The organism is Quadrisphaera sp. GCM10027208 (assembly GCF_042658805.1).
Classification (GTDB): Bacteria; Actinomycetota; Actinomycetes; order Actinomycetales; family SCSIO-59966; genus SCSIO-59966.
In genome coordinates, this window is record NZ_JBHSRC010000006.1 from 124,157 (window position 1) to 147,178 (window position 23,022).

Below are 23,022 nucleotides of genomic sequence, written 5' to 3' on the forward strand. Positions count from 1 at the left end.
CTCACCGGGCCGAGTCTGGGAGAGTAGGAGAATGAGCCGGCAGACGTACGTGATCGTGGGCGGCGGGCTGACCGCGGCGCGGGCCGCACAGGCCCTGCGGGAGTCCGGCGAGGACGGCGACGTCGTCCTCGTCGCCGAGGAGCCCTACCGCCCCTACGAGCGACCCGACCTGTCCAAGGCGTTCCTCGCCGGGGAGAAGGACCGCGACGAGCTCGCCGCCCTGGACGCCGACTGGTACGACGAGCACGGGGTCGAGCTGCGGCTCGGCGTCACCGCGACCCACCTCGACACCGCCACCCGCCAGCTGCGGCTGTCCGACGGGAGCCCGCTCGGGTACGACCGGCTCCTGCTCGCCACCGGCAGCACCCCCAACCGGCTCGGCGTGGAGGGCTCCCGGCTGCGGGGCGTCCACTACCTGCGAACCGTCGACGACAGCGAGGACCTGCGAGACGTGCTCGCGCAGGGCGGTCCGCTCGTCATCGTCGGCGGCGGGTGGATCGGCTTGGAGGTCGCCGCCGTGGCCCGCACCCGTGGGGTCGAGGTCACCGTGCTCGAGCAGGGGCCGGTACCGCTGCGCCGCGTCCTCGGTGACCCGATGGGCGGCTGGTTCGCCGACCTCCACCGCCGCCACGGGGTCGACGTCCGCACCGGGGCCCGGGTGGCGCGCCTGCGCGGCGACTTCGACGTCGAGGCGGTCGTCACCGAGGACGGCGAGGAGATCCCGGCCCGGGCCGTGCTGGCTGCCGTCGGGGTCGGGCCCCGCTCGGAGCTGGCGCTCAGCGCCGGGCTCGAGGTCGTCGACGGGATCGTCACCGACGGCCGCCTGCGCACCTCGGACCCGTACGTGTGGGCCGCCGGGGACGTCGCCAACGCGGACAACGCGTGGGCCGGGCGGCGGCTGCGGGTCGAGCACTGGGCCAACGCGCAGGACCAGGGCGCCTTCGCCGGCCGCTCGATGGCTGGTGCGGGGGAGGAGTGGGCCCGGCCGCCGTTCTTCTTCACCGACCAGTACGACGTCGCGATGGAGTACCGCGGCTGGGTCGATCCTGACGAGGCCGACCTCGTCGTCCGGGGGCGACCGCAGGACGCCGACTTCGCCGCGTTCTGGCTGGTCGACGGTGCCGTGCACGCGGGGATGCACGTCAACCGCTGGGGCGAGGCGGACGCCGTGAAGCGTCTCGTCGAGGACCGTGTGGTCGTGGACGTCGCGGCGCTCGCCGACGAGGGGACCGACCTGGCGGCGCTGTGAGTCGGCCCGCCTAGACTCACGTCGTGGCAGGGCGGATCCGGCGCGAGGACATCGACCTGGTCCGTGAGCGCGTGCGGATCGAGGACGTGGTCGGTGAGCACGTCACGCTCAAGCCCGGCGGCGTCGGGTCCCTCAAGGGGCTGTGCCCGTTCCACGACGAGCGAACCCCGTCCTTCCACGTCCGCCCCCACGTCGGGCTGTGGCACTGCTTCGGCTGCGGTGAGGGCGGCGACGTGTTCTCCTTCCTGCAGAAGGTCGACCACCAGTCCTTCACCGAGGTGGTCGAACGGCTCGCGGCCCGCGCCGGGGTCACCCTCCGCTACGAGGACGGGGACGGTCCGCGTCCCCAGGACGTCGGCCGCCGCCAGCGCCTGCTCGACGCGCACGCCGTCGCCGCCGAGTTCTACGCCGAGCAGCTCACGGCACCCGGCGCGCGCCCCGGCCGGGAGTTCCTCAGCCGGCGGGGCTTCGACCGCGCCGCGGCCGAGCACTTCGGCGTCGGGTTCGCCCCTCAGGGCTGGGACTCCCTCGTCAGCCACCTGCGCGGCCGCGGCTTCCGGGACGACGAGCTCGTCACCGGGGGGCTGGCTCGCCGCGGCAGCCGCGGTGCCTACGACGCCTTCCGCGGGCGACTCGTCTGGCCGATCCGCGACGTCACGGGCGCCGTCATCGGCTTCGGCGCCCGGCGGCTGCTCGAGGAGGACACCGGACCCAAGTACCTCAACACCCCCGAGACGCCCGTGTACCACAAGTCGCAGGTGCTGTACGGGCTCGACCTGGCCAAGCGGGAGATCGCCAAGCGCCGCCAGGTCGTCGTCGTCGAGGGCTACACCGACGTCATGGCCTGCCACCTGGCCGGGGTGCCGACCGCCGTCGCCACCTGTGGGACGGCCTTCGGGGCCGACCACATCAAGGTGGTCCGCCGGCTGCTCGCGGACGACGACGCCCGGCACGGGGAGGTCGTGTTCACCTTCGACGGTGACGAGGCCGGGCAGAAGGCGGCGTTGCGGGCCTTCGCCGAGGACCAGAGGTTCGTCGCCCAGACCTACGTCGCCGTCAGCCCGGACGGGATGGACCCCTGCGACCTGCGGCTGGCCCGCGGCGACGAGGCGGTCGAGGCGCTGGTGCGGACGCGGACGCCGCTGTTCGAGTTCGCCATCCGTGCAGCGCTGCGGCGCTTCGACCTCGACACCGCCGAGGGCCGGGTGCAGGCACTGCGAGCGGCAGCTCCGGTCGTCGCCGGCATCCGCGACCAGTCGCTGCGCCCGGAGTACGCCCGGATGCTCGCCGGCTGGCTCGGCATGGACGTCGAGTCGGTGCGCCGTGCCGTCGCCGCCGCCGGGCGCCGGGGCCCCGAGGCGTCCGGGGCCGTGGCCAGGGGTGGCCCCGGGAGTGCGTCCACGGCGCCACAGGTGCCCCGCCCCGACCTGCGGGACCCGGTGGTCCGGGCGGAGCGACAGCTCCTGCAGGCCGTGCTGCAGTTCCCGCACCGCGTGCCGGCGGCATTCGACGACCTGGGCGCCGAGGCGATGCAGGCCCCCGCGCACCGCGTCCTGCACGACACGGTCCGGGCTCTCGGCGGCGTACGAGCGGCCGGGCCGGGCTGGGCCGAGCGGGTGCGCGAGCACGCCCCCGTGGAGGTGCAGTCCCTCGTCGGCGAGCTGGCCGTCGCCGAGCTGCCCGCGACGGGCGAGGACGGCGTGTCGGTTCTCGCCGCCGGGCTGGTCCGGGACACGGTCGACCGCGACCTGCTGCGCCGCGAGGCGGAGCTGAGGGGCCGGGCGCAGCGGCTCGAGGCCGCCGGCGATGACGACGCAGCCAGCGCCGTCTACCGTGAGCTGTTCGAGCTTGAGGCCCGCCGCCGCGCCCTGCGAGAGGACTGACATGGGTCTGCGAGAACGGTTCCCCCGGCGGCCACGGCTGGACGCCCGGACGGCGGAGTCCCTCGGCGTCGCGGGCGAGCGGCTGCTCGCGGTCGCCGAGCTCGACGACGGCGGGACGGCCGTGGCCACCGCCGAGCGGCTGGTCGTCGGTGACGCGGACGCGCGGAGGCTGTCGGCGCTCTGGCACGAGATCGACACCGCGACCTGGGACCCGGAGGCCGGGGCGGTCGACGTCCACCTCGTCGAGGGCGGCTACGTGCGCCTGGGGCTTTCCGGTGACACGCGCACCCTGCTCCCGGAGACGTTGCGGGAACGGGTCCAGGCCTCCGTCGTGCTGGCCCGGAGGGTCCCGGTCCGTGGCCGCCGCGGCGTCCGGGTGGCCGTCCGCCGGACGCCGGACGGGTTCGTCAGCCAGGTCGTCCCGGACGCCGGCGTCTCCCTGGAGGACCCCGTCGTCCGCCGCTCGGTGGAGGAAGCGCGACGCGAGGTGGAGGCGGCTGCTGGGCTCGTCCCCGGGTGAGCGGACCGGCCGGCCAGGTTTGCTAGAGTTCCGACTCGCGTGCCCGGGGCGTTCGACTCCGGGTCGGCACGGTCCCGCGTAGCTCAATTGGCAGAGCAGCCGGCTGTTAACCGGCAGGTTACTGGTTCGAGTCCAGTCGCGGGAGCACCTCTCAACCGCCTCACTCTTCGTGATCATGCAATCCCGCCACCCCGCCACCGGGCCCACCCGTGATCAGTCGACAGTCCCCTCGTCGTGATCATGCAATCCCGCCACCCCGCCACCGGGCCCCCGGGTCCTCGGGCCAGCCCGCAGAATGCCGAGTTGGTGGCGCGACTCGCCGGCAAAGCTGTGACGAACCCAGCATTCTGCGCGGGATCGGACTGTAGCGGCGAGCCCTCATGTGGGTGCACGCCGCTCACGGGGTGGCGGGATTGCATGATCACCGAGGGGTGGGCCGGCGGGTGGCGGGATTGCATGATCACCGAGGGGTGGGCCGGCGGGTGGCGGGATTGCATGATCACCGAAGAGGGGTGGGTACAGTCCGGGCGTCGGGGCAGTAGCTCAGCCGGTCAGAGCAGCGGACTCATAATCCGCCCGTCGTGGGTTCAAGTCCCACCTGCCCCACAGGGAGACCTCCACAACGGGGTGAACCCGGCCCGGCGGCGTCCCCTCGAGCTGCGCCGCCGGACCGGGTCCGGTCCCATCCTCCGGGGAGGACCACCGAGCGACGGGTGTGTCGCGCGTCCGCGGAAGCCGCCACGGACGGGTGGACGGCCCCTCGAGAGGGGCCGCACCGGAATCCTCTCCGGTCGGCAAGTGCGAGTCAAGTAAAAGTAAAGAATCGATCACCGGGGCCCCAGAGGTCCTTCATGGAGCCCCGGCTCACAGCCAGTGAGTACCCGTTCTCGCCTCAGGTATGCGCGCAACGGCGGTGGCCGTCTCAGCGGTCGCTGGACGCACGGCCTCCACACCGGGAGTAAGCGAGAGAGTGAGGTGCGCCGGGCCGGGAGCGCCTCTCGGCGCGTGGCCGCTCGAAGCGGCTTGAAGTGGAGCCCGGGGCTACCGCGGCCCGGCGCACGACCAACCCTAACCCGGTGAGTCCTCGGATGCTTCCCGGCGGCGGTCGTTCTCGCGCAGGCGCCGAGCGGCCACCTCGAGCTGTTCGGCGGTCCGCACGAGCCGAGCGGCGGACATCGTCAGCCGGCTGCCCTCGCTGCCCGCAGTCCCGACGGCGGTCGCGCCGGGGGAGTCCGCGGCCTGGTCCGCCCGCCCGACGGCGACGACGCGGGCGAAGGCCGCAGCCCGTTCCAGGGTGGTGGCGACGTCCCCGTGGGCTACTCCGGAGAGCACGGCGTCGACGAGCGAGCGCACCTCCTCGGGGCCGGGCGGGTCGGCCACTCCCGCGACGGCGTGGTGGACGGGAGCGCGGCGGCTCCCCTCGGCGAACTGTGCCGCCGCTGCCGCAGGGTCGGCGTGCACCCACTGGCGCAACGCGTAGAGGCGCCACAGGGCACCTGGCAGGGAGTCCGGTGGAGAGTCGGCCCACAGCTCGGCGAGGGGCTCGAGGCCGTACTCGTCGGCGAGGCGGACGACCCGCGCCGACAGCTCGGCGTCCTGCTCGTCGCGGACCCCTTCGACGAGGAGCCGGGCGGTGGCGTGGGCGGCCTCCGCCCGCAGCGCCGGGTCGCCGGCACCGCCCTGGAGCGACTCCAGCACGTCGCTGCTCAGCAGCGCGGGGCGGTGGTGGCGGCGTGGCACCCGTCCATCTTCCCAACCACAGCCGGACGCCGCAGCCGGGGCCACCGGCTCGACCCGGCCGGACGCCGGGTCGGAGCCGGTCCGGTCGGGACTCGGCTCAGAACCGGAACGGCTTGGGGGGTGCTGCCAGCGTGGCGCGTGGGCAGCTCGCCAGGGTGAGACCGCCGTAGCCGAGCGCCTCGTCGGTCAGCGCCTCGACCGTCCAGCCGGCCTCGGTCCCCAGCCGGGTCACCGTCACCCGGTAGATGGTGATCTCGTACTTGGTCGGAGTGCCGTACGCGACCTGGATGGTGCCGATGAGCTCGGCGCCGGCGGGGTTGTGGGCCCCGTGCCACGGCCGGTCGTACCGGCTCCACAGCGTCGGCTCCGACTGCCAGACGCCGCCGTTCTGCACGTCCCGCAGCGCCAGCTCGACGAGCACCGACCGGGCGGCGTCCTCGGGGACGATCGCCGCCGGGCGGATCACCTCGCTGACCACGCCCTGGTCGTAGGCCTCGGCCATCAGCCGCTCGACGTCGTCCACCCGCGTTCTCGCTCTCTCACGTGGTCCGGTTCGTTCCGTGCATCGGCACGTCACCGTCCCGACTTCACCCCTCGGTGACCGCCGGTTCGCGGCAAGTGGCCAGCGGGGGCTGGTAGACCGCCCCGCGGTAGGGCAGAATGCCCAGCGGCAGGCACCGCGCCGTGCCGCACCGGAGCAGCACCCGGGGTTCACCGAGGTCCGTTGGGGAAGACGCACCTCGAGCTCGAACCAGGGAGGGTGAGATGTCCGGAGCCATGACGCGCGGCGTCCTGTTCGTGCACTCCGCGCCGCGGGCGCTGTGCCCACACGTCGAGTGGGCCGCCGGCGGCGTCCTTGGCGTGCGCGTCGCCCTGGACTGGACGGCGCAACCGGCCGCCCCCGGGCTGTTCCGTGGAGAGCTGTCCTGGCAGGCCACCCCGGGCACCGGGGCGCGCCTCACCTCTGCCCTGCGCGGATGGGCGCACCTGCGTTACGAGGTGACCGAGGAGCCGAGTCCCGGCGTGGACGGCGCCCGCTGGAGCCACACGCCCGAGCTGGGCATCTTCCACGCGGTCACTGACGTGCACGGCAACGTGCTGGTCCCCGAGGACCGGGTCCGCGCGGCACTGGAGCTGGCCGAGGACCCAGAGCGGATGCGCGCCGAGCTCGACCTGGCTCTCGGAGCCGCGTGGGACCGCGAGCTCGAGCCGTTCCGGTACGCCGGGGACGGCGCCCCCGTGCGCTGGTTGCACCGCGTCGGCTGACCTGCCACCGCCGTCGCCGTTCGCGGCGGGTCCACCGCGTCGTAGCCTTCCGGCAGTCAGACGCTGCGGAACGCCAGCGCCACGTTGTGGCCGCCGAACCCGAAGGAGTTGTTCAGCGCCACCCCTGCTCGCAGGGCCCGCGGCTCGCCCCGCACGACGTCGAGGTCGATCTCCGGGTCCAGCTCGTCGACGTTGATGGTCGGCGGGGCGGTGCGGTGGTGCAGTGCCAGCACCGTGTAGACGCTCTCCAGCGCACCGGCGGCGCCCAGCAGGTGCCCGGTCATGGACTTCGTCGCGCTGACCGCGACGCCGTCGAGCGCGGCGCCGAGGGAGGCCCGCAGGCTGCGCGCCTCGGCGACGTCCCCGGCCGGCGTGGAGGTGGCGTGCGCGTTGACGTGGACGACGTCGGCCGGGTCGATCTCGCCGGTCTCCAGGGCGCTGCGCACGGCGCGCGCCGCCCCGCGCCCGTCCGGCTCGGGGGCGGCGATGTGGTGGGCGTCGGAGGTCGTCCCGGCCGAGACGAGCTCCGCGTAGACGCGCGCCCCACGCGCCCGGGCGTGCTCCGCGGACTCCAGGACGACGACCGCGGCCCCCTCACCGAGGACGAAGCCGTCCCGGCCGGCGTCGTACGGCCGCGACGCCGCGGCCGGGTCGTCGTTGCGGGTGGACAGCGCCTGCATCGCGGCGAACCCGGCGATCGGCAGCGGGTGGATCGCGGCCTCCGTGCCGCCGGCGACCACGACGTCGGCCCGACCGTCCCGGATCATCCCCACCGCGTAGGCCAGTGCCTCGGCACCGGAGGCGCACGCCGATACCGGGGTGTGGACGCCGGCCCGGGCCCCGAGGTCGAGGCCGACGGCCGCGGCCGCACCGTTCGGCATGAGCATCGGCACCGTCAGCGGCAGCACCCGCCGCGGCCCGCGCTCCTTGAGCACGTCGTAGGCCGACAGCAGCGTCCACACCCCGCCGATGCCGGAGGCGATCACGGCGCCGAGCCGTTCGCCCTCGACGTCCGGTGCTCCGGCGTCCGCCCACGCCTCGCGGGAGGCGACGAGCGCGTACTGCCCGGACGGGTCGAGCCGCTTGGCCTCGTGCCGGGGCAGCACCTCGCTGGTCGGCATGGCGAGCGGGGCGGCGAAGGTCACCGGCAGCTCCAGCTCGGTGACCCAGTCCTCGGTCAGCGTGCGCGCGCCGGACCGGCCCTCGAGGGTCGCCTGCCAGGTGCTGGCGATGTCACCGCCGAGCGGGGTGGTGGCGCCCAGGCCGGTGACGACGACGGTGCGGGGGCTCATGGACGGTGCCTCCAGGGGTGGGAGAGGGTCGGAGCAGCCGCCCGCCCCGGGGTCGCCGGGGCCGGGCGGCGGGCGGCCTGGCGGGTCAGCCCTGGGCCTGCTGGACGTAGTTGACGACGTCGCGCACCGTCTTGAGGTTCTTCGTGTCCTCGTCCGGGATCTTCACGCCGAACTTGTCCTCGGCCTGCACGACGATCGAGGTCATCGACAGCGAGTCGATGTCGAGGTCGTCGGTGAACGACTTGTCCATCTCGACGGACTCCTTGGGCAGCCCGGTCTCCTCGTTGACGAGCTCCGCGATGCCCTCGAGGATCTCCTGCTCGCTCTGCGCCATGTCTGGTGGTTCTCCTTCTCCGTGGTGGTCGGTGTGCGTGGTGCACCCGCCGGCGGCGGGGGGTCGGGACGGGTAGGGGCCGCTGGCGGCGTCCGGGTCAGGGCAGGACGACGACCTGCGCGGCGTAGGAGAGGCCGGCGCCGAAGCCGATGAGCAGGGCCAGGTCGCCGGAGTGCGCCCGGCCCTCTCGCAGCATGCGCTCCATCGCCAGCGGGATGGACGCCGCGGAGGTGTTGCCGGTCTCGGCGATGTCGCGGGCCACCGGCACGTGCTCGGGCAGCCGCAGCTGCTTGATCATCGCGTCGATGATGCGCATGTTCGCCTGGTGGGGGATGAACGCGCCGAGGTCCTCGGCGCTGACCCCCGCCGCGTCGAGCGCCTTGCGGGCCACCGGGGCCATCTGCCAGACGGCCCACCGGAACACCTGCTGGCCGGCCATCCGCAAGGCCGGCCACTCGGCGTGGGAGTCCCGGACGTCGATCCAGGAGTGCTTCTGGGAGATGACGTCCCACTGCTCGCCGTCCGAGCCCCACACGGTGGGGCCGATTCCCGGCTGCTCGGACGGCCCGATGACGACGGCGCCCGCGCCGTCCCCGAACAGGAAGGCCGTGGAGCGGTCGCGCGGGTCGGTGAAGTCGGACAGCTTCTCCACCCCGACGACGAGAACCGTGCGGGCCGACCCGCCGCGGACCATGTCGGAGGCCAACGACACCCCGTGCCCGAAACCGGCGCAGGCCGCGGAGACGTCGAACGCCGGGGCCGGGGTGGCGCCGAGCCGGTGGGCGAGCAGCGTGGCCGAGGACGGCGTCTGGTACGGGTGCGTCACCGTGGCGACGATGACGGCGTCGACGTCCGGACCGGCCAGGCCAGCGTGCTCCAGCGCCGCCCGGGACGCCGACTCCGCCATGTCGGTGACGCTCTCGTCGGGCGCGGCCCGGTGCCGGGTGATGATCCCGGAGCGCTCCCGGATCCACTCGTCGCTGGAGTCGATGAGCTCGCAGACCTCCGCGTTCGTCACGACCCGCTCGGGCCGGTAGCCGCCGACGGCGAGGATGCGGGCGTGCCGGGCGCCCTGGGCGGCCGTGAGTCGAGCGGCGCCTGCTGCACCGGCGCCGGTCATGCCCGGGCCCCGGAGGTCTGGGCGGCGGAGGTCCGCTCGGCGTGGCGGAGGACGAGGTCGCGGGCGGCGTCCAGGTCATCCGGGGTGCGCAGGGCGAGCGTCTCCACGCCGGGCAGGGCCCGGCGGGCCAGGCCGGTCAGCGTCCCGGCCGGTGGCAGCTCGAGGACGGCGGTGACACCCATGTCGGCGAGAGTCGCCTGGCACAGGTCCCAGCGCACCGGACGGCTGACCTGACCGACCAGCCGGTCGAGGACCTCGCGGCCGTCGCCGACCACTGCGCCGTCCGCGTTGGACAGCAGCCGCCTCCGCGGGTCTGCTGCGGTGACGTCCGCGGCGCAGCGGGCGAGGGCCTCCACGGCCGGCGCCATGTAGGCGGTGTGGAAGGCCCCGGCGACCTGCAGGGGGACGACGCGACTGCGGGTCGGAGGGTCCTGGGCCAGGGCGGCGAGCCGGTCGAGCGGGCCGGCGGCGACCACCTGGCCTGCGCCGTTGACGTTCGCGGCCGTCAGGCCGTGGCGCTCCAGCGCCGCGGCGACATCGTCGGGGTCTCCACCCAGCACCGCGCTCATCCCGGTCGGGACGACGGCGGCGGCCTCGGCCATCGCCCGGCCACGCTCACGGACCAGGGTGATCGCGTCGTCCTCGGTCAGCACGCCGGCAACCACGGCCGCGGTGATCTCGCCCACGGAGTGGCCGGCGACGACGTCCGGACCGGTGGCGGCGTCGTCTGCGCCGTGTGCGTCGTGTGCACGGTCGATGCCGTCGAGCAGCTCCGGCAGCACGGCCAGCCCCGCGGCGACGATGAGCGGCTGGGCGACGGCGGTGTCCCGGATGGTCTCGGCGTCCGAGGTGGTGCCGTGGGCGAGCAGGTCGACGCCGGCGACGGCGGACAGCCGCTCGAGCCGGTCGCGGACGGCGGACCGCTCGGTCCAGGGGGTCAGGAAGCCCGGGGTCTGGGAGCCCTGACCAGGGCACAGAAGAGCCAGCACCGCTCCAGCCTGCCCCCACCGAAGCCAACCCGGAGGGTGTGACGCCCACGAACCCGGGACGGCGTTGTTGGAGGGTTCCCCCAACAGTGGTCATGGGGTGGTCAGGGAACTCGGCCGTCAGGGAACTCGGCCGTCAGGGAACTCGGCCGTCAGAGAAGTCGGCCGTCAGGGAACTCGGCCCTGCGTCGGTCAACGGGGGCCGCGCCGAGACGGCCGGTCGGCGAGCAGACCGAGCGCCACCGCGGTCTGCAGCACGAACGCCTCCCGGGGTGACAGCGGGTCCCACCCGGTCACCTCGGCGACCCGCCGCAGCCGGTAGCGGACGGTGTTCGGGTGGACGAACAGCGCCCGGGCCGTCCCCTCCACGGACCGACCGGTGGCCAGGTACGCCGAGAGGGTCTCGGCGAGGGCGCTGCCGGCGTCCTGCAGCGGCGTCCAGGCGCGGTCGACCAGGGCCCGTCGCGCGGTGACGTCTCCGGCGAGCACCCGTTCGGGCAGCAGGTCGTCGGCGGCCACCGGGCGCGGCGCCTGCGGCCAGGCCCTGGCCGCGACGAGGCCTGCCAGCGCGGCCCGCGCCGACCGCCCGGCGTCCGCAAGCCCGGGGACGACGGGCCCGACGACGACCGGGCCGGCCCCGAGCCGGGCGGCCAGTCCGGCAACGGCGTCCCGGGGGTCTCCAGAGGACCCGAGGACGACCAGCAGGTGCTCGCCCTGCAGGCCGACGAGGGCGTCGTCGGCCGCCTTGCGGGCCAGCCGGCGCAGCTCGTCGGCGACGTCCTCGCTGGTGCCTGGAGGCGGTGTCCCGGCGACGACGACGACGTGCTCGTGGCCCTGCCAACCGAGGGCGGCGGCCCGGGAGGCGAGCACCTCGTCCGCCTCTCCGCGCAGCAGGGCGTCGACGACGAGCGCCTCCAGCCGTGCGTCCCAGGCGCCCCGTGCCTCCGCCGCCGAGGCGTAGACCTGGGCGGCGGCGAACGCCACCTCACGGGAGTACCGCAGCACTGCCTCCCGCAGCTCCTGCCGCCCATCCGCGGGAGCGATCGAGGCGACGTTCTCCTCGACGACGTCGACCACGGCGCGGACCAGCTCGAGGGTCTGGCTCAGGCTGACCGAGCGGGTCAGCTCACGCGGTGCGGTGCCGAAGACGTCGGCGGTGATCTCCAGCGGACCTTCCGGGTCCCGGTACCAGGCGAGGAAGGCCGAGATGCCGGCCTGGGCCACCAGCCCGACCCAGGAGCGGTCCTGGGGCGGCATCGCCCGGTACCACGGCAGCGTCTCGTCGAGGCGGCGCAGGGCTGCGGTCGCCAGCCGTCCGACGGCCCGGTGCAGCCGCTCCGCGGTCTCCTCTGACGCGTCCGTCATGGGCGGAGGATAGGCGGCCGTTGTGGGAGGACCACAACTCTCGGGTGAGCGGGTGCGTGCGGACCAGCCGGTGCAGGGGGCCGCGCGCTCGGCCGGGTTGGGTTAGGGTCAGGTCAAGCCACGCCCTCGCTGCCGGTGCCTCGGGTGCGGACCGGGCCCGCCGAGGGGGAAGGACGCCATGGGACTGCTCGACCGACTCCGCCGCCGTGTACGCCTGGCCCGCACCGCAGGGCTCGGGCCCGCGCTGCGCCCCCCTGCGGCACTGCGGCCGCGGCGGCGCCGCCGGCTCCCGATCGACGCCGCAGAGGAGGTCCACCTGCGCGATCGGCTGCGCGAGGACCCCAACGACTCGTCGGCCTTCGTCCGGCTCGCGGACATCGTCCGCCGCCGGGCTGCCGAGGGGCACGTCGACGGCGACCCGCAGCGGGCCGCCGACGACGCGGTGTGGGCCCTGGCCGAGGAGTTGGCCGGCAACCACCGCGCCTGGTACCCGCTGATCGAGCTGGCCCGGCTGTCCGTGCACGAGGACCGCGACGGCGCGCTGCGCCGTCTGGGCACCGCCGCCGAGCGCGACCCCTCCGGTCAGGCGCTGGCCGAGGGCCTGGCGATGCTCCGGGACGCCGGGATGCCGTCGGAGGCACTTGGGCTCGGGGTCGGTCACTGGCGCCCCCGGGAGCACACCGTGCAGGCAGGGCGCCACCTCGTGCACGCCGCGGTCGAGGCCGGACGCATCAGCGAGGCCCGACGGCACCTCGAGGTGCTCGCCGAGCACCCGGACACCACGCAGGTCGAGCCGCTGCGCGCCGAGCTGGAACGGGCGATCACCGAGGCGGACCGCGACCGGGGGCGGTTCACCACTCGCTGACCCCGGTCACGGCCCCCCGTGTGGCGGCCGCGGACTCAGGCGTCGCCGCCCGCGGTACCCGTCGTCCCCGCGGTCACGTCGTCCAGGCGGTACCGCTCGTACGCCTTGGCCGCCACCCCGGTGTCCACCTCGCCGCGGGACTCCAGTACGCGCAGCGCCTGGTAGGCGATGGACGGCCCGTCGACGTGGAAGTACCGGCGAGCAGCGGGACGGGTGTCGGAGAACCCGAAGCCGTCGGTGCCCAGCGAGACGTACTCCTGCGGCACGTACTGGCGGATCTGGTCCGGGACGGCGCGCATCCAGTCACTGACCGCGACGACCGGGCCAGGAGCGTCACCCAGCCGCTGAGCGACGAACGGCACCGGTGCCTGCTCACCGGGGTGGTCGAACGCCCACTCGTCGCAAGCCAGCCCGTCGCGGCGCAGCTCGTTCCACGACGTCACGCTCCAGACGTCGGCGTCGACACCGAAGTCCTTGCCGAGCAGCTCCTGGGCCTCCAGCGCCCACGGCACCGCGACCCCGGAGGCGAGCAGCTGGACGCGTGGCCGGTCGCCGCTGCCCATGGCCGGACTCACCTTGTGCAGGCCTCGGACGATGCCTTCGACGTCCACGTCCTGCGGTTCCGGCGGCTGCACCATCGGCTCGTTGTAGACGGTGAGGTAGTAGTAGACGTTCCGGTCGACGTCCTCGCCCTCCTGGCCGTACATCCGCTCCAGACCGGCCCGCACGATGTGGCCGATCTCGTAGGCGTACGCCGGGTCGTAGGCGACGACGGCCGGGTTGGTCGAGGCGAGCAGCAGCGAGTGGCCGTCGGCGTGCTGGAGCCCCTCGCCGGTCAGCGTCGTGCGGCCTGCGGTGGCTCCGAGGAGGAACCCGCGGGTCATCTGGTCCCCGGCGGCCCACAGGTTGTCCCCGGTCCGCTGGAAGCCGAACATCGAGTAGAAGATGTAGACGGGCACCATCGGTTCGCCGTGCGTGGCGTAGGAGGTGCCGGCGGCGATGAACGCGGCGCTCGCCCCGCCCTCGTTGATCCCGACGTGCAGGATCTGACCGGACTCGGACTCCTTGTAGGAGAGCATGAGCTCCCGGTCCACCGACACGTAGCGCTGGCCGTGCGGGTTGTAGATCTTCGCCGTCGGGAAGAAGGAGTCCATCCCGAAGGTCCTGGCCTCGTCCGGGATGATGGGCACCACCCGCTCGCCGAACTCCTTGTCCTTCATGAGGTCCTTGAGCAGCCGGACGAACGCCATCGTCGTGGCGACCTGCTGCTTGCCCGAGCCGCGCTTGACGACCTGGTAGGCGTCCTCGGCGGGCAGGTGCAGCGTCGTGGCACGTGCCCGTCGCTCGGGCACGAAGCCGCCGAGCTTGTGGCGCCGCTCGAGCAGGTACTGGACCTCGGGCGCATCGGGTCCGGGGTGGTAGTACGGCGGCAGGTACGGGTTCTCCTCGAGCTGGGCGTCGCTGACCGGGATGCGCAGGCTGTCCCGGAGCAGCTTGAGGTCCTCGAGGGTGAGCTTCTTCATCTGGTGGGTGGCGTTGCGGCCGGCGAAGTGCGGCCCCAGGCCGTATCCCTTGATGGTCTTGGCGATGATGACCGTCGGCTGGCCGGTGTGCGCCATCGCGGCCTTGTACGCGGCGTAGACCTTGCGGTAGTCGTGACCACCGCGCTTGAGGTTCCAGATCTCCTCGTCGCTCATCTTCTCGACCATGCGCCGGGTCCGCGGGTCGCGGCCGAAGAAGTGCTCGCGGACGAACGCCCCGCTCTCCGCCTTGTACGTCTGGAAGTCCCCGTCCGGGGTGACGTTCATGAGGTTGACGAGCGCGCCGTCGCGGTCGGCGGCCAGCAGCGGGTCCCACTCGCGGCCCCAGATCACCTTGATGACGTTCCAGCCGGCGCCGCGGAAGAACTGCTCGAGCTCCTGGATGATCTTGCCGTTGCCGCGGACGGGGCCGTCGAGGCGCTGAAGGTTGGCGTTGACCACGAACGTCAGGTTGTCCAGCTCGTGGTCCGCGGCGACGTGCAGCAGGCCGCGGCTCTCCGGCTCGTCCATCTCGCCGTCGCCGAGGAAGGCCCAGACGTGCTGCTGGGAGGTGTCCTTGATCCCGCGGGCGTGCAGGTACTTGTTGAACTCGGCCTGGTAGACGGCGTTCATCGGGCCCAGGCCCATGGAGACCGTCGGGAACTCCCAGAAGTCCGGCATCAGCCTGGGGTGCGGGTAGGACGGCAGCCCGTGCGGCATCGAGTGCTCCTGGCGGAACCCGTCGAGGTGCTCCTCGCCGAGCCGGCCCTCGAGGAAGGCACGGGCGTAGATGCCCGGGGAGGCGTGCCCCTGGACGAACACGTGGTCCCCGCCGCCGGGGTGGTCCTTGCCGCGGAAGAAGTGGTTGAACCCGACCTCGTACAGGGTCGCGGACGACGCGTACGTCGAGATGTGGCCGCCGACGGAGATCTCCGGCCGCTGCGCTCGGTGCACCATGACCGCGGCGTTCCACCGGATCCAGGCGCGGTAGCGCCGCTCCACCTCCTCGTCACCGGGGAACCACGGCTCGGACTCCGGCGGGATGGTGTTGACGTAGTCGGTGGCCACCAGGCTCGGGACACCGACGTGCCGCTCGCGTGCGCGCTGGAGCAGGCTGAGCATGAGGTACCTGGCTCGTTGCCGCCCACGCTCGTCGATGGCCCCGTCGAGCGACTCCAGCCACTCCTGGGTCTCCTCGGGGTCGATGTCCGGCAGCTGTCCCGGCATGCCGGTGCTGATCGGGCCCTCGTCCTGGTGTGCTGCCACGTCTGGCCTCTCTTACTCTCACGGCTCTGCGACGGCCGGCCGTCGCCGCGACGCCGGCCTCGCGCTGCACCCTCCATCCTGTCCCTCCCGCGCCGGGACGTCACATCGGGTCCCCCGTAAGGTCGCGGCATGCTCACGACCCTGATCGAGGTGCGTACCGGCGACGCCGAGCAGGTCGTCGACATCACCGCTCGGTGCGCGGAGCTCGCCGCCGAGGCCGGTGCCGTCGACGGGCTGCTCAACGTCTTCGTCCCGCACGCCACCGCCGGAGTCGCCGTGCTGGAGACCGGGTCGGGCTCGGACACCGACCTGCTGGCGGTCCTGCGGGTGCTGCTGCCGCCGGAGGGGCCGCGCGGAGAAGGCTGGCGGCACCACCACGGGTCAGTAGGCCACGGCCGTGACCACGTGCTGCCGGCACTCGTCTCCCCGTCGGTGACGGTCCCCGTGCTCGACGGCCGCCTCGCCCTGGGCACCTGGCAGTCGGTCTGCCTCGTCGACACCAACGTCGACAACCGAGTCCGTCAGGTCCGGATCTCGCTGCTCACGGGCTGAGTGGTCCGGTGGGGCGTTCGGCCGCACGGTGGCCCCCACGAGCGGGTGCCGGCGCGGTAGCGTCGTGCCCCGACACAGACACCGACTGCCCCTCGGGGGCCGTGCAGGAGGGACGACGCGTGGGTGCGACCGCGGACGCCGCGGCCGGTCAGGCCGTGGCGACCAAGCTGGGCTTCCGGCCCGGCCAGGTGGTGCAGGAGATCGGGTACGACGACGACGTCGACCACGACCTGCGGGACGCCGTCGAGGACGTCACCGGGGGCGAGCTCCTCGACGAGGAGACCGACGAGGTCGTCGACACGGTGCTGCTGTGGTGGCGGGACGGGGACGGGGACCTCGTCGACGCGCTGGTCGACGCGCTCACCTCCCTGGCCGACGGCGGCACCGTGTGGCTGCTCACGCCCAAGCCGGGCCGGCCCGGCCACGTCGAGGCCTCCGACATCGAGGAGGCGGCCCCCACCGCGGGCCTGCACGCGACCTCGACGGTGAGCGCGTGCCCGGACTGGTCCGGTACCCGGCTCTCCACCCGCAACCGCCGCTGACGGACCTGGCTGTCACGGGTCCTCACCGGTTGTCACCGCTTGTCACCGGTTGTCACCGGTGCAGCACAGCACCACCGCCCTGCCCCTCCTTCGTGATCATGCAATCCCGCCACCCCGCCACCCCGCCACCCCGCAACCTCCCGCCCCGCGCCCGTGCTCGCAGAATGCTGGGTTGGGGGCGCGACACGCCGGCAAGGACGTGCGGAATCCAGCATTTTGTGGCTAGACCCGTCGCCAGGGGCGGTCTGCGAGGGTGGTGGGCGGCGTCGTGTCATTCATCGGTGCAACTGCGCCAGGGACATGCCGGTTTGATGCAGTCCGCCCCTCAGCCCGGAGCTCAGGGTGGCGGGATTGCATGATCACCGAGGGGGGTGAGGGGGTGGCGGGATTGCATGATCACCGAGGGGGGCGCGGGGTGGCGGGATTGCATGATCACCGAGGGGTGGGGGTGCCCGCACAGTGAGACACCGGACCGGCCTGACTTCCGTTCGAACCGGCGGGTGCGGTTTGCTGTCACCAGCCACGGCCGCCGTTGGCCCGAGACTTCGGCGGCCGTGGCCCACAGCAGTCGGTCCCGGGTACCCTGCCACGGCTCGGGGCCTGTAGCTCAGCTGGTAGAGCACCGCGTTTACACCGCGGGTGTCGTCGGTTCGAACCCGGCCGGGCCCACTCGCTGCGGGGTAGCCTCGGCGTCCGTGACCCCGGCCGCCTCCCCTCCCAGTGCCCGTTCCACCGACCATCCCACGCTCGGGGACGTCGTCGCCGTCCTCGACCGTCTCTACCCGCCCGGTCAGGCCGAGCCCTGGGACGCCGTCGGGCTGGTCTGCGGTGACCCAGCCGCCACCGTCCGCAAGGTGCTGCTCGCCGTCGACCCGGTCGCCGAGGTCGTCCAGGAGGCGCTGGAGTGGGGCGCTGAGCTGGTGGTCACCCACCACCCGCTGCTGCTGCGACCGGTGCACTCCGTGGCTGCCACGACGGCCAAGGGGCGAGTCGTGCACGACCTCGTCCGCGGCGGGTCCGCGTTGTTCGTCGCCCACACGAACGCCGACAGCGCACGCCCCGGCGTCTCGGACGCCCTCGCCCGGGTACTCGGCCTGGAGGATCTTCACCCGCTGTCCGCGCGGCCGGTGGACCCGCTGGACAAGGTGGTCGTGTTCGTCCCCACCCCGGACGCCGAGACTCTCGTCGACGCGCTCGCCGCGGCTGGGGCCGGCGAGATCGGGGACTACCGCCGCTGCGCCTGGACGACGACCGGCACCGGCACCTTCCTGCCCGGGGAGGGTGCGTCGCCGGCGGTCGGCGAGGTGGGCCGGGTGGAGAGGGTCGAGGAGACCCGCGTGGAGATGGTGCTGCCGCGGCACCGTCGCGACGCCGTCGTTGCCGCGCTTCGCGGCGCGCACCCCTACGAGGAGCCGGCGTTCGACCTGCTCGAGCTCGCGGCCTGGTCCTCCCCGCAGGGCATCGGGCGGGTGGGGCAGCTGCGCCGGCCGTTGCGACTGGCCGAGCTGGCCGACGTCGTGGCCGCAGCGCTGCCGCACACGGCCCAGGGGGTGCGGGTCGCTGGTCACCCCGATGACGTCGTGCGCCGGGTCGCGGTCTGCGGCGGGTCCGGGGACAGCCTGTTCGACGCCGTCCGGGCCAGCGGCGCCGACGCCTACGTCACCGCGGACCTGCGGCACCACCCGGCGTCCGAGGCGCGGGAGACGGCAGCGGGTGGCGCGCCGGCGCTCATCGACGTGTCGCACTGGGCCAGTGAGTGGCCCTGGCTGCACGGGGCGGCCGAGCGGCTGGCCGCGGAGCTCGCGGCCACCGGCACTACGGTGGAGACGCGGGTCAGCGAACGGCGCACCGACCCGTGGACGTTCCGCGTGCCGAGCTCGGGAGGACTTGTCCGATGACCACTGCCCCGGCGCAGGACCAGCGCCGGCTGCTCGACGTCCAGGCCCTCGACACCCGGCTCGCCCAGCTGGCGCACCGCCGCCGCACACTGCCGGTGCACGCCGAGCTGGAGGCGCTGGAGGCGCGGCGGGCACAGGTCGACGACCAGCTCGTCGCGGCACGGACGATCGCCTCGGACGTCGCCCGGGAGCTGGCCAAGGCGGAGAGCGACGTCGAGCAGGTCCGGCAGCGGGCGGTCCGTGACCGCCAGCACCTGGAGTCCGGGCACGGCAGCGCCAAGGACCTCCAGGGCCTGCAGCACGAGCTGGAGTCCCTCGGACGGCGTCAGGCCGAGCTCGAGGACGTGCAGCTGGCGATCATGGAACGTGCCGAGCAGGCTGCCGCCGCCCAGCAGGCTCTCGAGACCGAGCAGGCCGACCTGGCGGTGCAGGCCGAGCGGCTCGTCGCCCGTCGGGACGCTGAGCTCGCTGAGATCGATAGCGAGGTGGCCGCGGTCACCGCTCAGCGGGAGCAGGCGGTCGCCGGACTCGACGCAGGACTCGTCGCCCTCTACGAGCGCATCCGTGAGCAGCAGAGCGGGCTCGGTGCGGCCGCGTTGCGGGGCCGGCGCTGTGAGGGCTGCCGGCTGGAGCTCAACCCGACCGACCTGGAGCGGATTCGTACCGCCCCGGCCGACGAGGTCGTCCGCTGCGAGGAGTGCCGGCGGATCCTCGTCCGGGTCCCCGAGTCGGCGTCGTGACCGGGCGCCGGCTTGTCGTCGAGGCCGACGGCGGCTCCCGCGGCAACCCTGGACCGGCCGGGTTCGGTGCCGTCGTCCGGGACGCCGAGACCGGCGAGGTCCTCGACGAGGTCGCCGCCGCCATCGGCACGGCGACGAACAACGTGGCCGAGTACTCCGGTCTCGTCGCCGGGCTGCGCGCCGTCGCCGCCATCGACCCCGCCGCCACGGTGGAGGTCAGGATGGACTCCAAGCTGGTGGTCGAGCAGATGTCCGGCCGGTGGAAGGTCAAGCACGAGGAGATGCGTCGCCTCGCGCGCGAGGCGGCGCAGGTGCTGCCGGCCGGTCAGGTGACGTACACGTGGGTGCCGCGGGAGCGGAACACCGCCGCGGACCGGTTGGCCAACGCGGCGATGGACGCCGCGGCGCGCGGCGAGCGGTGGACCCGGGAGACCCGCCGCGGTGACGACGTCCCGCACCCTCGCTGGTGATCAGCCGCAACCCCCACCTTCTTCGTGATCATGCAATCCCGCCACCTCGGCCGGCGCGGCGGCGGGCCGTTCCCACCGCTGCCGCGACGAGCAGCGCGCCCAGGACGAGCAGAACGGCTGGCACGCTGAGCCGTCCGGGGAACCACACCTCGACGGCGCGCGGGACGACGGTGAGCATGCCGACGGCACCGGCGACGAGCAGGGCGAGAGCACCTGCCCGGATCGCGTAGGCCACCAGCGCGGCGACCGTCGCGAGGCCGAGCAGGAGCCCCCACGTGGCGTCCAGCACGGGCTGGACGGCGAGCAGCATCGTCACCGCCCCGAGCACCCGGGCGGTGCGTCCCGGGGCCACCCGCTCCAGGTGGCCGGCGGTGGCCCAGGCCAGACCGAGGACGTACACGGCGACAAACAGCACCGTCGGCTGGCGCGGCTCCGCGAGGACGACGAGAGCGACGACCGTGCCGACCAGCGTGCCCAGCAGCACCGTCTGCAGGAGGGAGGTGCGTTCCCCCCACCACAGCAGCGCGGCGAGCGCCGCCGTGCCACCGAACACGAGCAGTGCCACGAGGTCGCCGTCCAGGTCGAGCACCTCGGAGCCGAGGACGCCGAGAGTCCCGCCGGCCGCCACGACGGCGAGGGTCCACAGCACCGAGCGCAGCCGCCGTCCGGCGTCGCCCAGGCGGACCGGCACGGTGCCTCCGCCGACGAGCAGCAGCACTGCCACCCCGGCCAGCAGCACGGCGCGGCCGGCGTCCGGGATCTCCTCCCACAGCTGGGCTCCCAGGAGCAGCCCGGCCACCAGCACGAGCACTCCACCGAGGTAGCCGAGGGCCTCGACGACGAGACTCGGCGGCCGCGACCCCGGCGGGTCCGGCGGTGCCGGAGTGTCCGCTGCGCCGGTAGCGGTCGCGTCGCGTGCGGCGACCTCTGCGGCGCCGCCGCGAGTTGCCTCGTACGCCTCGATCTGCCCGGCCTGCTCAGCGGTCAGCAGGCCGTTGTCCACCCAGCGTCCCAGCCGTCGCGGCAGCGGCTCGTCCGCCTCCTCGGTGGTCACGGGGTCATCGTGCCGTGTGCAGGGCTGCGGCTCCAGCCCCCGAGGACGCCGCCCGCCCGGCTCGTGCGCGGCCCGGCCCCGTCAGCCGGGGACGACGACGTCCAAGCGGGTGCCGTCCTCGGCGGGCTCGCAGGTGAGCACCTCGCTGACGGCGTCGACAAGCTCACCGACGGTGCACGGCTCGCGGCCCTCGCGGGACAGCAGGTGCCGCGCCACCAGTCCCCGGGTGCGTTTGGCCATGTGCGAGACGACGCTGCGCCGGCCGTCACGCTCGCGGAGCACCCGGACCGCCACCGCTCCACCGGCCGGCCGCCACGCCGCCGCGTAGTCGCTCGACCGGCAGTCGACGACGAGCCGTCCGGCCGAGTACGCGTCCAACGGGGCCGCCAGCCTCGGGCGCCAGTAGCCGGCCAGCCCGCCGATCCCCGGCAGGTCGGTGCCCATGGCCAGCCGGTAGGCCGGGACCCGGTCCCCGGGCCGCAGCGCCCCCCACAGCGCGCTGACGACGACCAGCCGGGACCGGGCTCGGCGCCGAGCCCGCTCCGGCAGGTCCCGCAGGGCCAGCGCGTCGAACAGCACCCCGGTGTAGAGCTCCGCCACCGGCAGGGCCGGCGCGGAGCGCAGGGCCGTGTTCCGGGCCACCTCCGCCGCCAGCGACGGGCCCGCTCCGAGAACCGCCAGGGCGTCGTCCCGCCCACTGACCTGCTCCAGTGCCGTCAGCACCTCGAGCCGGGCCTCGGTCAGCTCAGGGAAGGACAGGTCCTCGACCCGGACGGCGGCCCCGCGCCGTCCGGCAGCCTTGCTCTCGGACGGCGGGAGCAGCACGAGCACGCGGCAGAGCGTAGAAGGCGGTGCAACGGCGCCGTCCCTAGGGTGGCGCGCATGTACTGGAGCAAGGTGACGGTGCGTCGTGGGGTGACGGCTGCTCCGGACGGCCACCTCCTGCCGCCGGACGTCGGACTCGCCGCCAGCCTGGAGCAGCTGCGGCGCGAGCTGGGAATCGTCGAGGCCTTCCCACCAGAGGTGCTGGCCGAGGCAGAGCGCACAGCGGGATCGCCGGACCTGCCGGACACGGACTGGCGAGACCTCGAGCTGGTGACGATCGACCCGCCCGGCGCCACCGACCTGGACCAGGCCCTGCACCTGGAACGTCGCGGCACCGGGTACCGCCTCCGGTACGCCATCGCCGACGTGCCGGCCTTCGTGCCGCCCGGCTCCGCGTTCGACCTCGAGGCGCGCCGCCGCGGGCAGACGATGTACGCGCCGGATCGGCGCGTGCCCTTGCACCCCGAGGTCGTCAGCGAGGACGCCGCGAGCCTCCTGCCCGGCAAGGACCGGCCCGCACTCGTCTGGGTCCTCGACCTCGACGCGGGCGGGCGGACCATGGACGTCGACCTGGTCCGGGCGGTGGTCCGCAGCCGCGCCCAGCTGACCTACGAGCAGGTGCAGGCCGACCTGGACGCCGGCCGCGCGCCGTCCGGAGTGGACCTGCTCGCCGAGGTCGGTCGGTTGCGCGCAGGGCTGGAGCGCGAGCGAGGTGGCGCCACCCTGGCGATCCCCGACCAGGAGGTCGTCTGCGGACCGGACGGCTGCCGGCTGCGGTTCCGGCCGCCGCTGCCGGTGGAGGACTGGAACGCGCAGGTCTCCCTGATGACCGGGATGGCGGCGGCCGAGATCATGCTGGACGGTGGGATCGGTCTGCTGCGCACCATGCCGGCGCCGGACGAGCGCACGCTCGCGCGGTTCCGCCGACAGGGCCGGGCGCTCGGCGTCACCTGGCCGGAGGAGACACCGTTCGGCGAGATGCTGAACTCGCTCGACCCGCAGGATCCCCGGCAGCTGGCGCTGCTGCACGAGTCCGTCGTGCTGTTCCGCGGCGCCGGTTACACGCCGTTCGACGGGGCGCCGCCGGAGCAGCGCGGGCAGGCGGCCGTTGCCGCTCCGTACGCCCACGTCACCGCTCCGCTGCGCCGGCTCGTCGACCGGTTCACCCTCACCGTCTGCCACGCCCTGCTCACCGGGGCGCCGGTGCCGGACTGGGCGCGCGCCGCGCTGCCCGAGCTGCCGGCGCGGATGGCGGAGTCCGACCGGGTCGCCAACGCGCTGGACCGCGGAGCCGTCGACGCCGCCGAGGCGGCCGTGCTCGCTGGTCGCGTGGGGGAGACCTTCGAGGCGGTCGTCGTCGACGTCGACAGCCGTGGTGGTGGGGAGATCCAGCTCGCGGACCCGCCGGTGCTCGCGCGCTGCGACGGGGACCTCGAGCTGGGGGCCGAGGTGACCGTGCGCCTCGACAGCGCGGACGTCGCCGCCCGGACCGTCCGCTTCTCCCTGTGACCACCCCGCGACCAACCCCATCGGTG

General features: G+C 74.1%; 21 protein-coding genes and 3 tRNA genes. 14 read left to right on the forward strand and 10 right to left on the reverse strand.

All coding sequences use genetic code 11. The annotated features are described in order from the left end of the window. Window positions 1-31: 31 nt before the first annotated feature. The 5 genes from ACFP6A_RS11230 (at window position 32) to ACFP6A_RS11250 (ending at window position 4,258) form a co-directional block, all read left to right on the forward strand. Complete coding sequence (locus tag ACFP6A_RS11230; protein WP_379603610.1) at window positions 32-1,249, forward strand: NAD(P)/FAD-dependent oxidoreductase; 1,218 nt, start codon at window positions 32-34, stop codon at window positions 1,247-1,249. Between the two features lie 23 nt (window positions 1,250-1,272). Further along, window positions 1,273-3,132, forward strand: a complete 1,860-nt coding sequence (gene dnaG / locus ACFP6A_RS11235) for a DNA primase (protein ID WP_379603611.1) — start codon at window positions 1,273-1,275, stop codon at window positions 3,130-3,132. 1 nt (window position 3,133) lies between these two features. Next, a complete protein-coding gene (locus ACFP6A_RS11240; protein ID WP_379603612.1) occupies window positions 3,134-3,652 on the forward strand; it encodes a hypothetical protein in 519 nt (172 codons plus the stop codon). Between the two features lie 72 nt (window positions 3,653-3,724). Beyond that, a tRNA-Asn gene (locus ACFP6A_RS11245) sits at window positions 3,725-3,797 on the forward strand. Between the two features lie 387 nt (window positions 3,798-4,184). After that, window positions 4,185-4,258 (forward strand) — tRNA-Ile (locus tag ACFP6A_RS11250). 462 nt (window positions 4,259-4,720) lie between these two features. Here ACFP6A_RS11250 and ACFP6A_RS11255 read toward each other — a convergent pair. Together ACFP6A_RS11255 and ACFP6A_RS11260 are read right to left on the reverse strand one after the other, a co-directional pair. Further along, window positions 4,721-5,392 carry a hypothetical protein gene (locus ACFP6A_RS11255; protein ID WP_379603613.1) on the reverse strand — a complete coding sequence of 224 codons (672 nt, stop codon included), beginning with the start codon at window positions 5,390-5,392 and terminating at the stop codon, window positions 4,721-4,723. A gap of 97 nt (window positions 5,393-5,489) precedes the next feature. Then, window positions 5,490-5,915, reverse strand: coding sequence for a hypothetical protein (locus ACFP6A_RS11260; RefSeq protein ID WP_379603614.1), 426 nt, complete (start codon window positions 5,913-5,915; stop codon window positions 5,490-5,492). A 242-nt stretch (window positions 5,916-6,157) separates the two neighbouring features. Here ACFP6A_RS11260 and ACFP6A_RS11265 point away from each other — a divergent pair, with 242 nt between their 5' ends. Then, a complete protein-coding gene (locus ACFP6A_RS11265) occupies window positions 6,158-6,658 on the forward strand; it encodes a DUF3145 domain-containing protein (RefSeq protein ID WP_379603615.1) in 501 nt (166 codons plus the stop codon). A 56-nt stretch (window positions 6,659-6,714) separates the two neighbouring features. Here the strand turns inward: ACFP6A_RS11265 and fabF are convergent, their stop codons facing one another. The 5 genes from fabF to ACFP6A_RS11290 all read right to left on the reverse strand — a co-directional run bounded on the left by fabF (window position 6,715) and on the right by ACFP6A_RS11290 (window position 11,755). Continuing rightward, window positions 6,715-7,950, reverse strand: coding sequence for a beta-ketoacyl-ACP synthase II (fabF, locus tag ACFP6A_RS11270; RefSeq protein WP_379603616.1), 1,236 nt, complete (start codon window positions 7,948-7,950; stop codon window positions 6,715-6,717). An 85-nt stretch (window positions 7,951-8,035) separates the two neighbouring features. Then, window positions 8,036-8,284: an acyl carrier protein gene (locus ACFP6A_RS11275; protein ID WP_379603617.1), complete on the reverse strand. Its 249-nt coding sequence runs from the start codon at window positions 8,282-8,284 to the stop codon at window positions 8,036-8,038. A 97-nt stretch (window positions 8,285-8,381) separates the two neighbouring features. Beyond that, entirely contained in the window at window positions 8,382-9,404 is a 1,023-nt protein-coding gene (locus tag ACFP6A_RS11280) for a beta-ketoacyl-ACP synthase III (protein ID WP_379603618.1), read from the reverse strand. Continuing rightward, entirely contained in the window at window positions 9,401-10,393 is a 993-nt protein-coding gene (locus ACFP6A_RS11285; RefSeq protein ID WP_379603619.1) for an ACP S-malonyltransferase, read from the reverse strand. The genes ACFP6A_RS11280 and ACFP6A_RS11285 overlap by 4 nt, the downstream gene beginning before the upstream one ends. 189 nt (window positions 10,394-10,582) lie before the next feature. Then, on the reverse strand, window positions 10,583-11,755 hold the full coding sequence (locus ACFP6A_RS11290) for a PucR family transcriptional regulator (protein WP_379603620.1): 1,173 nt from the start codon (window positions 11,753-11,755) through the stop codon (window positions 10,583-10,585). A 178-nt stretch (window positions 11,756-11,933) separates the two neighbouring features. On the opposite strand from ACFP6A_RS11290, the gene ACFP6A_RS11295 reads away from it, so the two are divergent. Beyond that, the gene (locus ACFP6A_RS11295) at window positions 11,934-12,620 is read left to right on the forward strand and encodes a hypothetical protein (protein WP_379603621.1); all 687 of its coding nucleotides are present in this window, start codon (window positions 11,934-11,936) and stop codon (window positions 12,618-12,620) included. Window positions 12,621-12,655: 35 nt separating this feature from the next. Here the strand turns inward: ACFP6A_RS11295 and aceE are convergent, their stop codons facing one another. Further along, entirely contained in the window at window positions 12,656-15,367 is a 2,712-nt protein-coding gene (aceE, locus tag ACFP6A_RS11300; RefSeq protein WP_379603697.1) for a pyruvate dehydrogenase (acetyl-transferring), homodimeric type, read from the reverse strand. 168 nt (window positions 15,368-15,535) lie between these two features. Between aceE and ACFP6A_RS11305 the strand changes: the two genes are divergently transcribed. From ACFP6A_RS11305 to ACFP6A_RS11330, 6 genes are all read left to right on the forward strand, one after another. Next, window positions 15,536-15,958, forward strand: coding sequence for a secondary thiamine-phosphate synthase enzyme YjbQ (locus ACFP6A_RS11305; protein WP_379603622.1), 423 nt, complete (start codon window positions 15,536-15,538; stop codon window positions 15,956-15,958). Window positions 15,959-16,077: 119 nt separating this feature from the next. Continuing rightward, on the forward strand, window positions 16,078-16,500 hold the full coding sequence (locus ACFP6A_RS11310; protein WP_379603623.1) for a DUF3052 domain-containing protein: 423 nt from the start codon (window positions 16,078-16,080) through the stop codon (window positions 16,498-16,500). 596 nt (window positions 16,501-17,096) lie between these two features. Continuing rightward, window positions 17,097-17,169 (forward strand) — tRNA-Val (locus ACFP6A_RS11315). A 26-nt stretch (window positions 17,170-17,195) separates the two neighbouring features. Further along, window positions 17,196-18,398: a Nif3-like dinuclear metal center hexameric protein gene (locus tag ACFP6A_RS11320; protein ID WP_379603624.1), complete on the forward strand. Its 1,203-nt coding sequence runs from the start codon at window positions 17,196-17,198 to the stop codon at window positions 18,396-18,398. Beyond that, a complete protein-coding gene (locus ACFP6A_RS11325; RefSeq protein ID WP_379603625.1) occupies window positions 18,395-19,138 on the forward strand; it encodes a zinc ribbon domain-containing protein in 744 nt (247 codons plus the stop codon). Before ACFP6A_RS11320 ends, ACFP6A_RS11325 begins: the two co-directional genes overlap by 4 nt. Next, window positions 19,135-19,608: a reverse transcriptase-like protein gene (locus ACFP6A_RS11330; RefSeq protein ID WP_379603626.1), complete on the forward strand. Its 474-nt coding sequence runs from the start codon at window positions 19,135-19,137 to the stop codon at window positions 19,606-19,608. The genes ACFP6A_RS11325 and ACFP6A_RS11330 overlap by 4 nt, the downstream gene beginning before the upstream one ends. A 28-nt stretch (window positions 19,609-19,636) precedes the next feature. Here ACFP6A_RS11330 and ACFP6A_RS11335 read toward each other — a convergent pair whose 3' ends face one another. After that, window positions 19,637-20,662 (reverse strand): DUF2157 domain-containing protein, encoded by a 1,026-nt coding sequence (locus ACFP6A_RS11335; RefSeq protein ID WP_379603627.1) that lies wholly within the window; start codon window positions 20,660-20,662, stop codon window positions 19,637-19,639. Between the two features lie 81 nt (window positions 20,663-20,743). Continuing rightward, window positions 20,744-21,493, reverse strand: coding sequence for a YaaA family protein (locus tag ACFP6A_RS11340; protein ID WP_379603628.1), 750 nt, complete (start codon window positions 21,491-21,493; stop codon window positions 20,744-20,746). Between the two features lie 51 nt (window positions 21,494-21,544). On the opposite strand from ACFP6A_RS11340, the gene ACFP6A_RS11345 reads away from it, so the two are divergent. Beyond that, window positions 21,545-22,996 (forward strand): RNB domain-containing ribonuclease, encoded by a 1,452-nt coding sequence (locus ACFP6A_RS11345; RefSeq protein ID WP_379603629.1) that lies wholly within the window; start codon window positions 21,545-21,547, stop codon window positions 22,994-22,996. Window positions 22,997-23,022: the final 26 nt, after the last annotated feature.